Source organism: Nitrospira sp., assembly GCA_030692565.1.
GTDB lineage: Bacteria > Nitrospirota > Nitrospiria > Nitrospirales > Nitrospiraceae > Nitrospira_D.
On sequence record JAUYAO010000006.1, the window covers coordinates 42,562 to 54,656 of the forward strand.

At 60.2% G+C, this 12,095-nt stretch carries 11 protein-coding genes; 8 read left to right on the forward strand and 3 right to left on the reverse strand.

Translation table 11 applies throughout. The annotated features are described in order from the left end of the window. Together Q8N04_01860 and Q8N04_01865 are read right to left on the reverse strand one after the other, a co-directional pair. A complete protein-coding gene (locus tag Q8N04_01860) occupies window positions 1-3,399 on the reverse strand; it encodes a glycosyl hydrolase family 8 (GenBank protein MDP3089395.1) in 3,399 nt (1,132 codons plus the stop codon). 147 nt (window positions 3,400-3,546) lie between these two features. Then, window positions 3,547-4,497: a hypothetical protein gene (locus Q8N04_01865; GenBank protein ID MDP3089396.1), complete on the reverse strand. Its 951-nt coding sequence runs from the start codon at window positions 4,495-4,497 to the stop codon at window positions 3,547-3,549. A 163-nt stretch (window positions 4,498-4,660) separates the two neighbouring features. Between Q8N04_01865 and Q8N04_01870 the strand changes: the two genes are divergently transcribed. From Q8N04_01870 to Q8N04_01890, 5 genes are all read left to right on the forward strand, one after another. Next, window positions 4,661-4,948, forward strand: coding sequence for a GIY-YIG nuclease family protein (locus tag Q8N04_01870; GenBank protein MDP3089397.1), 288 nt, complete (start codon window positions 4,661-4,663; stop codon window positions 4,946-4,948). A 213-nt stretch (window positions 4,949-5,161) separates the two neighbouring features. Continuing rightward, entirely contained in the window at window positions 5,162-5,476 is a 315-nt protein-coding gene (locus tag Q8N04_01875; GenBank protein ID MDP3089398.1) for a PepSY domain-containing protein, read from the forward strand. Window positions 5,477-5,564: 88 nt separating this feature from the next. After that, window positions 5,565-6,035, forward strand: coding sequence for a DUF2231 domain-containing protein (locus tag Q8N04_01880; protein MDP3089399.1), 471 nt, complete (start codon window positions 5,565-5,567; stop codon window positions 6,033-6,035). A gap of 21 nt (window positions 6,036-6,056) precedes the next feature. Further along, complete coding sequence (locus Q8N04_01885; protein MDP3089400.1) at window positions 6,057-6,734, forward strand: response regulator transcription factor; 678 nt, start codon at window positions 6,057-6,059, stop codon at window positions 6,732-6,734. A 3-nt stretch (window positions 6,735-6,737) separates the two neighbouring features. Further along, entirely contained in the window at window positions 6,738-8,144 is a 1,407-nt protein-coding gene (locus tag Q8N04_01890) for an ATP-binding protein (protein ID MDP3089401.1), read from the forward strand. Here Q8N04_01890 and Q8N04_01895 read toward each other — a convergent pair. Then, window positions 8,101-8,577, reverse strand: coding sequence for a DUF2127 domain-containing protein (locus Q8N04_01895; protein MDP3089402.1), 477 nt, complete (start codon window positions 8,575-8,577; stop codon window positions 8,101-8,103). The two genes, Q8N04_01890 and Q8N04_01895, sit on opposite strands and share 44 nt — an antisense overlap. 252 nt (window positions 8,578-8,829) lie before the next feature. Between Q8N04_01895 and Q8N04_01900 the strand changes: the two genes are divergently transcribed. The 3 genes from Q8N04_01900 to Q8N04_01910 all read left to right on the forward strand — a co-directional run bounded on the left by Q8N04_01900 (window position 8,830) and on the right by Q8N04_01910 (window position 12,076). Continuing rightward, window positions 8,830-9,252 (forward strand): hypothetical protein, encoded by a 423-nt coding sequence (locus Q8N04_01900; GenBank protein ID MDP3089403.1) that lies wholly within the window; start codon window positions 8,830-8,832, stop codon window positions 9,250-9,252. 119 nt (window positions 9,253-9,371) lie between these two features. Continuing rightward, the gene (aepX, locus tag Q8N04_01905; GenBank protein ID MDP3089404.1) at window positions 9,372-11,006 is read left to right on the forward strand and encodes a phosphoenolpyruvate mutase; all 1,635 of its coding nucleotides are present in this window, start codon (window positions 9,372-9,374) and stop codon (window positions 11,004-11,006) included. Window positions 11,007-11,329: 323 nt separating this feature from the next. Continuing rightward, the gene (locus Q8N04_01910) at window positions 11,330-12,076 is read left to right on the forward strand and encodes an OmpA family protein (GenBank protein ID MDP3089405.1); all 747 of its coding nucleotides are present in this window, start codon (window positions 11,330-11,332) and stop codon (window positions 12,074-12,076) included. Window positions 12,077-12,095 lie beyond the last annotated feature (19 nt).

The following is a 12,095-nucleotide window of genomic DNA, read 5'->3' on the forward strand; positions in this document are numbered from 1 at the left end:
CTATTGCTGAGAGATCGAATCATCGGACAAAATTGTAGGCCGTATTCCGGCCCGCCAGATCCAGAGCCATCGTCGTCGCACATACAGGGGCTCATACCGCCCCTTCTCCTCACCCATCAACCAGGGACCAGCGGACTCAGCGGGTCGCCCGAACAGCAGCACGCCCATGCCACGGGAGGAACGATCGCGCAGGAGCCCCCACTGCCTGGCGTGACCGATCTGAATCCGCACGGGAACCAGACACCGACGGCGCGGAATCCGGCGCCGCCTGGTGACCGGCGCCTTCACTGACCGGCAAAAGCCCGCAAACAAATGACCGGCCATCAGCAACGGACTGCGCACACGCGCGTCGTGCGCCCGCTCCCAGGTCGCCGGATCGCCGAACAGGTTTATCACAAGCCACTGCCGCTGCGCTGCCTGCAGATCCAGAAACTCCGCCCCGCAGCGAATCCGCTTTCCGGGCAGAATCTCGTGATACAGCACCCTCGCCCGGCAGGTCATCGGCGTCCGTCCCTGCAGCGTTACGTCAAACGTGTCCGGAATCGGATCTGCAGAGGTCGTGAGAAACGAGAGCCCCGACAGACTCAGGTCATCCGTAACCGCCTGGCACTGAAACCCCTGAGCCTCCACCCCACAGTCGAACTGCCGGCCGACTCGCTCTTCCCCCCGCCGCTGCGGCCGCTCCCACGCCATGCTCAATCCGATGAGCAGCGTCACCAGATTCACCCCGGCCCAACTGAGGTTGAAGAAGTAGGCGTCCTTTTCGATTTCGAAAAACCAGAATTCCCACAGACCCTTGGCGATCGCCCCCATGGTGATCACCGTGGCGGCCAACAGACTCAACGACGACCGCCAATCGAATGTCCGGTGGGCCGACGTCAACCCCTTCGGCGTCACCTTGAACCCCAGCCGCTTCGGCAGAAACAGATCGAACATGGAACGAAACAGCGGGAACGCGACCGTCGCCTCGTAGGTGGATGACCAGAGCAACCGCGGCCATCCCGGCAACAGCACCGAAGACAGCAACGGCAACATCAACATAAACGGCAACACATAGGCGACCAGGATCGACACATCGGACAAGATCGGGTGGAGATGAAACAAGAGAAAATAGAGCGGCGTAATCCAGAATACGACGCGGGCCAGGGGAAAGAGGAAATAATATAAGGAGGCGAAGTAGCCCACCCGATGCCGCAGAGACAGCCCCCGGCAGAAGAGCGGGTTGTCCTTCAGGAAGATCTGCAGGCACCCCAGCATCCAGCGCCGGCGCTGCACGATATACGACGAGAGGTTCTCCGCCGTCAGCCCCACCGCCAGATCTTTATCGACGAAGGCGGATTTCCATCCCTTGGCATGCAGATGCTGGCTGGTATGGATATCCTCGGTAATGCTCATCAGATTGAAGCCGTTCACCTCCTGAATCGCGGTCCGCCGGAACACAGCCCCGCTGCCGACGAAGAACGCTCCCCCCCAATGATGCCGCCGTCCCTGAATGGCATGATTGAAGAGATCCTGCTCATTGGGAATCCGGACTCCGGTACCGAGGGCGCGCTGAAAAATGTCCTGATTGTAGAAATGGTGCGGCGTCTGCACGAATCCCATGCGCGGATCGGCAAAGTGCGGCACCGTCTCGGCTAGAAACGTCGAGACCGGGATATGATCGGTATCAAACACTACGATCAATTCGCCGTCCGTCTGAGTCAGGGCCTGGTTCAAATTGCCCGCCTTGGCATGTCGCCTCGGTCCTTGGAAATAGGTCGCCCCATACCGTTGCGCGAGAGCGCGCACGTCGTCACGATGGCCATCGTCCAGGACAAAGATCCGCTTCTTCCCATATGCAATCGCTTCGGCGCCGATCAAGGTCTTCTCAAGAATCTCGCAGGACTCGGAATAGATCGGGATCAAGATATCGACCGACGGTTGGAAGTCTGTCGCGACCGGAGGCGCGCTGGCTGCGGCTGATTTCCGGCCCACCCCGACTTGCACGAGCAGAAGAGCGACCGTCGAAAAGGCATAGAGTTCGGCACACCAGAGAGACAGACTGATGAACGGCCCGCCGGCCTCGACCCAATTCAGAGTCTCGTGCGCGCGCCAGTCGAGATACCGCACACAGAGCGCAAATCCACAGACCAGAAACGCCACCTTCAAGACCCAATGCCATCGCGCCAGGAGAAACAGGACCAGCGTGACCAGCACCAGCTCCCAGGCGAAATGCGCGGAGAATCCGGCCACATCAAACGGGCGCAAGAAGGCAAAGTACTCGTCGTATCGCCGTACGTGATCCAGTTCGACGGCCCGATCGAACCACAGCCAGTTATGCAGATAATACGGCGTGCTCTTGCCGGCCAACGCATTGGCATGGAGCAGCGGAAGCTTCAGCTCGGACAACCGCCGGGCCAGTTCCGGCAGGTCCTGAGAGGCCAGCGCATGCACCGTCGCATACAACGGCAGCCCTTCCAGCGTCGAACGAGGCTCGCCCGAAACCGTGTAGCGATCCACGAACTTTCCGCGCGCCTTCCACTCCACCCAAAAGACGCCCAGCATCTTCTCACGCAGCCCCGCTTCTGAACGGCCGAACCACTTGGCATCCAGCGCCACGCGCCAAAAAAGCGGGAACGCATCGTAGCTGAACTCCGCCGCCGGTCCGGCCTTGGGATGCGTCATGACCAACCGGCCGGACAACTTGTCGAGATAAATGAGTTCGGGCGGAAGCGAAACCTGTCGTTCATCGTAGAGCCAATGTAAGACGGCGTAGGAACTCTCAATGAGCTTCCGCCAGTCGCGCTTGCGATCGACGGAGGCGAAGACTTCATAGGCATAGGGCGCGAGGTAGGCCACGTGGATCGTCGGATAGGCTTCATGCACCGCCCAGTTTCCCGCCGTGACATAGGAACCGGTGCTCAGATGCAGCACCTCCAGGTCCCAGATGGAAGCAAGAATCGCGAGGGCCTCCTGCTCATACCGGGGAATATCGAACCGGCGCGACGCGAGAATAAGAGCCAGCGCAATATCCGTGTCGGCATCGGTCGCGGCATCCGGCGACAGAACCTTGCCCTTCCACTTCCAGGCAAAGAGCTTATCCGGTCGTACCTGCAGATACGCTTGCGTCCAGCGCCACACTTCGTCAAACGTGCGGCGATCGTTCGACCAGACCGCCCGCAACATCGCATAGCCCTGGCCTTCGGACGTCGTGACGCCCTGTTCATCCAGGCTGATCACGCGCCCGTCGCGGATGTAGGCCTGCCGATAGAAGCTCCAGAGGGCGGACAGCTCGTCTTGTTGCCGGATCAACCGGTCGCTGGACGTGGTCGAGGGCTTTGCATCAGCCGTGAACCCGAGCGGGGATAGCAGACAGCACAGACAGAGCAAGACGATCGTGGTGAACCGATGGCAAAGCATAGGTCACATTGAATCAACCCCGGCAAAGGAAGGCGCGACAAGCCTTTTCAGCCGTCCAAGGTTGTCGTCAATGTACGGTGCTGACCGGGCGGAAGGCAACTGCGGGAAAAGGTTGAAATACAGCTGCCGCTGGACGAATGAGATGGATCAGGACTCGATCCGGTGGCGGATCCTGTAGCGGCCGGAAAAGTGCTCCCCGGGAGCCAGCCGTTTCAAACCCCATTCAGGATGGTTGAAGGCATCCGACGCGCAGGTCATCGGCTCGATGGCGAACGCGCGGCGCGGCGCATCGGAGATGGCATCGCCGGTATACACCACAATCGCGGAGAAGGAACGGTCCATCGTCACATCAACCACCCGGCCGCTTGCGGCATGCCGAAGCGACGCCGTCGCCATCCCCTCCGCATCGCGAACGAGTTGCACGTAGCAATGATTAAACCGCTTCGTGCCGATCCGCCGGAAGTCGCGACAGTCCCACTCAGTGCCTGCTGCGGGAAGAATCGTTCCCGTCGGGGTGAGCTGGTCATTGAACTCCAGAAAGCCCGCGCCGGGAATTCTCGCCTCGGCTTCGTCAATCACTCCAGTGCCAACCGTGAAATAGGGATGAAAGCCGATCCCGACCGGCGCCGGTCGCGTCCCGGCATTCTGCACAACGAAGGAGCAGGACAATCCCTTGTCGTCCAAGCCATAGGTCACTTGAATCGCGAGTGAAAACGGATAGCCCTTGCGGCCGTATTGCTCGGCCTCCAGGCGAACAGCCAACACCACGCGGCTCCCCTCGGTACGAACCACCTGCCACGGCAGCGTCCGGACGAAACCGTGAATCGCATTCGGACCTTCTTTATCGTTCCGTTCCAGCTGAAACACTTCGCCGTCGAACGAATAGCGGCCCTCGGCGATGCGACCGGGGAACGGAATCAAGACATCCCCCTGCCCGCCCTTCTTCTGACTGCCTCCCGAATAACCCCAGACAATATCGACCTCGTTGCCGCCGGCTTCCACCAGGAAATACCGGCGTAAGGATGCGCCCCGGGGTGAGACAACCGCCCGCTGGTTGCCGGAGGAAAGCATGATTTCTGTGTCGGGAGTCGTGGTCATCGTCATGGAACCGGAGTATAGCATTGAGACCGGGCGGGCTCGCACCGGAGTTCAATTTTTATGCAGGGGCTCCAGAAGAGTGAAAGACCATATTCCATTTGAGATCGACTACAGGCAAGATGAACCCACGCGTGTTATCGCAGGACATTGAGGAATCGCAGAGATGTGGGTTGTCTATATCGTCGAATGTGCCGATCGCAGCCTCTATACCGGCATTACCAATGACCTGGACCAACGAATGGCTGCCCACGAAACCGGCAAAGGCGCCAAGTACACCAAGCATCGCAGACCGCTCACTCTTCGCTATACCGAAACGGCAGATTCAAAAGGAGAGGCGTTGCGGCGGGAAGCGGCGATCAAAGCCCTCGACCGGGCAACCAAACTGACACTCATCGCCGCTTACAGCGGACAGGCTGCTGAGCACGTCCCGCCTGCCAAAGCCGGTCACTAAAAGAAACTGCCCCTGCCATACAATCCGCCGGGACACCCGTGGGACACACATTCGCGTACTTGCGTAGTATTCGCGCGACAGCCCCTTGCCGGCGTCAGGGACGGACTCCCTATGAAGAATTCTTCATCTTCGCTTCATAGACCTCTCATCCTGAACGGGTAGTCTGAGCACATGGCACAGTGCAGTTATCCATTCACCTTAGGAGGTTCCATCATGAAACAGCTCATCATCGCCGCCTGTGTAGCCGTATCGCTCACCGCGTTTTCCGGTCTGGCGCTCGCCGACAAGGGCCACAAGACGATCGCCAAGACAGCCGTCTCAATAGAACAGGCGATCAAGGCCGTTACTGACAAGTACCCCGGCCGGGTCATTGAGGCCGAACTGGAGGACGAAGACGGGAAAGCGGAGTATGAAATCACCGTCGTGAGCAACAGCGGAGAAAGCCGGGAATTCATGGTCGACGCGCAATCCGGCCAGGTGTCCGAGGACACCAAAGACGCCAAGCACGAATCCGGCAGCAAGAAGTAAGCATCATCCTTCAGGGAACGCCGCGGTCCGGTCGGACTCATCCGGCCGGACCGCATCGTACCAGGACCCGGACAAAGGAGCCTCGACCATGGACTTCCCCCTGCATCCCATCCTTGTTCATTTCCCGATCGCCCTCTTATTCGTGAGCGTCTTCTTTGATCTCCTGGGAACAAGCCTGTCGCGTGACAGTTTCCGCGAAGGGGCTCTCTGGCTGCTCGGGCTCGGCCTCACCGGTGGGATCGCAGCCGCCGTTGCAGGCAGGATGGCGGAGGATGCGGCAGAAAAGGCGGGGATCGCCGAGTCCCTGATCGAGGCCCACGAAACCTGGGCACACATCACGCTCGTGATCATGGCAGTCCTGCTGCTTTCCCGCCTGCTGCTCCGCAACCGCTTCAGCACACGAACATTCGCGGCCTATCTGGCAATAGCAACCGTCGGGCTGCTCACACTCATCGCCACCGGCCACACCGGCGGAGATCTGGTGTACAAGCATGGCGCGGGCGTCACGACCACCCCGCACGCATCACAGCCGATTGCTCAGAGTCTGCACGGGGGTTAGAATCCTGAAAAAGGAACCAGCATGCGCATTCTGATTGTGGAAGATGATCCGGATCTCGCGGGATTCATTCAAAAAGGACTCCGCGAAGAACGCTACGCCGTTGATTGCGCCCATGAGGGGGAAGAGGGCCTCCTCATGGCGAGCACCACGCCGTACGACCTCATCATCCTTGACGTCATGCTCCCCAGCCTCGATGGATTCACCGTCTGCCGCCGGCTTCGTGCCGCCGGCAACAAGACACCGATTCTTCTCCTCACCGCCCGCGGAACGGTTGAAGACCGTGTCACCGGACTCAACATCGGAGCCGATGATTACCTCACGAAACCCTTCGCCTTTGCGGAACTCCTGGCACGGATTCAGGCGCTGATCCGCCGCAGCGGGACCGAGCAATCGCCGCGCCTCGCCGTCGCGGACCTTGAGGTCGACCCGGTCGCCCATCGTGTCTGGCGGGCGGGCCGTGAACTCATCCTCACGAACAAGGAATATGCGTTGCTGGAATATCTGTTGCGGAATCCTGACCGGGTGCTGACCAGAACCGCCATCATCGAACATGTGTGGGACATCCACTATGACGGCATGACGAATATCGTCGATGTGCACATCCGCGCATTGCGCGCCAAGGTAGATCGCGAGTTTTCCACGTCCCTGATCCACACTGTCCGTGGCGCCGGGTACGTCTTGAAGACGCCGGGAGCCTAAGCCATGGTCGCATTCCGCACGCGTATTCGTCGATCGGCCATCGCCCTCGTCCTCATCCTATTGACCGCATTTTCCATCTTGATCTATACCGGCCTTTCGACGCTCCTGGCACAGCATGTCGACCGTGAACTCCTCACGCTCGCCGAGCAGGAAGCCGCACGAGTCGAGTTGACGACCGGAGCGCTCACTACATTGGATGACGACGAGAAGGATGAGACGCGCGAGGCCGCCCGATCGGCGGTGGTGCTCAGTCCGTCTGGAACGATGCTCTGGAAGGGAGCGGCAAGCGCGCCCCGCCCTCCCCTGTCTGCCGCACAACTGGCCGACCTGCAGCACGGCCTTACCCTATATGACACCATCACGCCGCCGCACGATGGCGCGATCCGGCGGATCTCGTTTCCCGTCACGCAGGCCGGATCCGTGCGATACCTCCTCCAGATGGACACATCGCTTCGACTTGTCGACGATACCCTCCGCCTGCTGATGCTCCTCCTGGCCACTCTTGCCGGAGCGATGATCGTCGTCGGATGGGTCGGCAGCCGCTGGCTCGCGCGGGAAGCGTTGCGCCCCGTTGAAGCCTTGACCGCCACAGCCGAACAGATCTCCGTTCCATCGTTGAAAACGCGGATGCCATTAGCAGCGCCATACGAGGAGTTTGCGCGGCTCGCCCAGGTCTTCAACGCCATGCTGGACCGGTTGCACCAGGTGTTTGAGGGGCAACGCCATTTCATCGCCGACGCGGCCCATGAGATCCAAACGCCACTGACAGTGATCAGAGGCACCATCGAAGTCGCCTTGCAGAAAAGCCGCACGGACGAAGACTATCGCGACGCCCTGGTGACGAACCTGGAACAGGTCGAGCGACTCGGCACCTTGACCCGCTCGCTCCTCACCCTGGCGCAATTCTCCGGAGACCGCCCTCCGGTCACACTCACACCCCTCGTGTTGGAACCGCTGGTGAAGAATCTGGTCACCGAATTGAGCCCACTGGCGGAAGACCGCAAGATCAGACTGTCGATGGAGGCCCAGCCGGTATCCCTCGTACAAGGCGACGCGGGGCGGCTGACGCAATTGCTCGTCAACCTGCTCGACAATGCCCTGGCCTATACGCCGCCGGAAGGCCGCATTACGATCCGACTCAAGCCGATACCCGCACACGTGGTGCTGGAGGTGGAGGATTCGGGGTCCGGCATCGCACAGGAACATCTGCCGCGATTATTTGAACGGTTTTACCGGGCTGATCCCGCGCGAGCCAGAGAATCGGGCGGAACAGGACTCGGGCTGGCCATCGTGAGGGAAATCGCCGAAGCCCACGGAGGTACGGTCGCAGTAGAGAGCACGCTCGGACAGGGCACGCGGTTCACCGTCACCCTGCCCGCTTGCGCAAGCGGTGATGCTTCCGCTGGCTGATGAGATATCCCACGATGACCAGATTCAGCAGCAGGGCCCCGACGCGCAGGAGAGTGACCCGGTCGATGATTTCGTAGAGCTCCACGGGAATCAGGAGACTCGTCGACACCACCGTCAGATACGCGGCCCAGGAGAACTCCAGCCACAGGCCGACTCCCTCAACCACCATCAGCCCTGCATAACCTAGACTGATCAGACCTGCTACCAGCACACTGTGCGGCTGAAGTGCATCCACCTTTAGCACCAGCCCATGAATGAGATGCGAGTCGGCATTGAGATGAAGGGCTTCAATCAGGAGAGAAAACAATGTGGCGATCTCGGCATGCACCAACTTGAGAAGGCCCAACCCGAGAAGAAGCAGCAGCACACCCTTCACCATCTTGAGGACCGCAATCGCAGCCAGTCCGGTATGGTGTGTGCGCGTTGTCATCATGGAAGAGTTTTACAACGCACTGTATACGCGCCAATGACTACGAACAATTGATTCGACTATTGCGCACAGCCAGTCAAAGAATCGCCCACGCTGTCACAATGATCCCACTCTGACGTACGGCAGTACCTAGAAGCCCGACCCCACCGCCTTTAGGCACTAGCTCCCGGTCTCAAGCCATGGCATAGTACCTCCCCGTGTCGCAGGATTGAAACAGGCATAGTGCCCGATCCCAGTCTACCCAGGAGCCCGTACATGGCATACTTACTGTCGCTTGCAAAAATCGTTCAGTCGCTGCTGGAGCCGGGATCCGTGGTGCCGGCGCGCCTCCGGGATCGCATGGATGAAGATACGGCCCAAGCAGTGGAACGGGCCCTGCGCGCCCTCTCGGAAGTGGCGATGCAACAGCATCATCAGGCGCGGGCCTCAGGCACCTACGCGGCCATCCAGGAAGAGCAGGACACCCTCCTCGGCGAGATCGCGATTCACACACGAGCCGTCAGATCGGACCTCACCCTCACGCCCCAGGAAGCCGTCCGCCGGATTCTCTTGATCGTGGGATTTGCCAGGACCGTTCTGGATAATGATCCGCAGCTTGAAGAGCAGCTGGGTCCCGGCGTCGGCGCCTTTTTTGAGAAATTGGACCGGGCGGAATTCAGAGGCGGGGCCGGCGCCTAAGAAAAAAGAGCCGCTGCGGTACGCCGCCGCAAATAGCCGCGTGATTTCTCTCAGAAAAACCGGTATCCTTTCCGACCGACGCTGGCACTGTCTTCCAGCCGGCACAAGGAAGGGAATCCATGAGCTCGACACCCGGTCTTAGCACCACCACACAGTTCCGCAACCTCCTCCTGTCCGACCAGCTGGAATTCATCTGTGAAGCCCACAATGGCCTGAGCGCCAAGATCGTCCAGGAAGCCGGCTTTAAAGGCATCTGGGCCAGCGGCCTGTCGATCTCGGCCCAATTCGGCGTGCGCGACAACAACGAAGCGAGCTGGACTCAGGTGCTCGAAACCCTCGAGTTTATGTCCGACGCGACCACGATTCCGATTCTCCTCGACGGCGATACCGGCTACGGCAATTTCAACAACATGCAGCGCCTCGTCCGCAAGCTGGAGCAGCGAAAAATCGCCGCAGTCTGCATCGAAGACAAACTTTTCCCCAAAACGAATAGCTTCATCAAAGGCGACGCCCAACCCATGGCGGACATGCATGAGTTCTGCGGCAAGATCAAAGCCGGCAAAGACGCCCAGAGCGACCAGAACTTTTCCATCATCGCCCGGGTCGAAGCCTTCATCTGCGGCTGGGGGCTCGCCGAAGCGCTGCGCCGCGCCGAAGCCTATCGCCAGGCCGGTGCCGACGGCATCCTCATCCACAGCGCCCTGGCGGTGCCCGATGAAATCCTGGCGTTCAAGCAGGAATGGGGCAGTCGCTGCCCGGTCGTGATCGTCCCGACGAAATACTACGCCACCCCGACCGATGTGTTTCGCCAGCACAACTTCTCGATAGTGATCTGGGCCAACCATCTGCTGCGCAGCTCCGTCACGGCGATGCAGAAGACGGCGCGCACGTTGAAGGAACAGGAACATCTCTTGTCCATCGAAGATAAAGTCGCGCCGGTGTCGGAAATTTTCCGGCTGCAAAACGCCGCTGAACTGCAGGAGGCGGAAGACCGCTATCTGCCCAAAGGCGCCGAAGATACTTGCGCCATCGTCCTGGCCGCCTCGCGCGGCAGCGAATTGGGCGAACTCACCGAACACCAGCCCAAGACGATGGTCAAAGTCCAGGGCGCGCCCATCCTCACCCGCATCGTCGACGCCTACAACGCCGTCGGCGTGAAAGACATCGTCGTCGTCCGAGGCTATAAAAAGGAGACCGTCAATCTGCCCAATCTGACCTACGTCGACAACGATGAGTATGCCGACACCGGCGAACTGTTCTCTCTCCTCAAGGCCCTGCAGTCGCGCAAGGGCCGCGCCCAACAGACCCTCATTTCTTACGGCGACGTGCTGTTTAATAAGTATATTCCCCAGTCCCTCTGCCAGGAATCTGATGACTGCGTGATCTTCCTCGACAGCAACTGGCGGGAGGAGACCAGCTATGCCCGGCTCGGCGGATTCGCCGAATGCACCATCCCCAATTCGCGGCGCGCCTTCAACGCCAAGGTCTATCTCAAGCAACTGGGCAATGAGATCCCCGAAGCCACCACCCACGGCGTCTGGATGGGCTTCCTCAAAGTCTCGCCGTCCGCCGCCGCACTCATCACCACCGTCATCACGGAACTGCTCGCACGCCCCGGCAACCGCAAGGCCACAATTCCGCAACTGCTCCAGGAGCTGCTCACGCGTCAGCAACCCATCCGTGTCCTCTACACCGTCGGCCACTGGCTCGACATCAATAGTCTGGAAGATGTCGTGCAGGCGGGCGAGTTTTAAGCGGACGTCAGCGCGCAGCAGAGCCGCCTCAATTGCAGTGAGCCCAGCTACACCGAGATTCTGCCCGCCAAGGAGGCATGACAAGGTCACGGTAAAAGGCCAGGTGATTGAATGCCAGAGCTTTGAGATCGTAGTGGTCGACCGTACCTCGACCGTGGCCCCTGACAGAGATAGAACCCTCTTCCCCCTGGCCCAAGCGGCCGCCGCCCCATACGAACGTACTAGTGTGCCGGCTGAAATCCATTCCGCATAATCCAAACTCCGGCAGGCTCGATATTCCTGACCGGAATGACGATCGCCCCTACGGAATGGAGTCTGCCGCAATGGCTATCCGCAGCACCCCACGATTCTCACGAACGCTATTGCTGCTCAGTGCCCTGCTCACGAGCTGCAGTTCTCCTCCGCCGCCCGCCGCCACTCCTGCTCCCGTCAGCCAGGACGTGCAATTCCGAACCATGTGGGACGACATCTACGAACGACTCAAACCAGAGATCCAAAACGGCTCCATCGTGGTAGAGCGCGGGAAAGCCGGCACGGCGTCACTGTTGCCGGCCGGTCCGCACATGGTTCGGCACGATGTCCGCACCTCTTCGACCACTCACGCCAGCATCGACGACACCCCGCCGGTCATTCCCGCCGACCACACCCCGGAGGCAGCCGTGGCCCTCCTCGGCGACGCATCGACCGACGAGTACATTCGAATCCGGTTATCCGATCGGGTCCTCTTCGCATCCGGAGACGATCGCATCAGTGAAGAAGGCATCACCGTCCTCGCGCGGCTCGGCGCGATTCTAAAAGACGAGGCGAATATCCAGATTGCGATTCAGGGGCACACCGACAACAAGCCGATTCGCGACCGGCTCCGCCATCGTTTCCCGGATAATCAGGCGCTGTCACAAGCCAGAGCCACGAATGCCGCGTCCATATTGGAACGCAGCGGAGTACCCATGCCCTGGCTCAGCCTGCAATGGTTCGGCGAGAGCCACCCCATTGCAGCCAACGACTCGGAAGACAATCGCCGAAAGAATCGTCGTGTCGAAATCCTGATCACGCCGAAAGAACACCGGTAACCAACGATCGCAGGGGAAC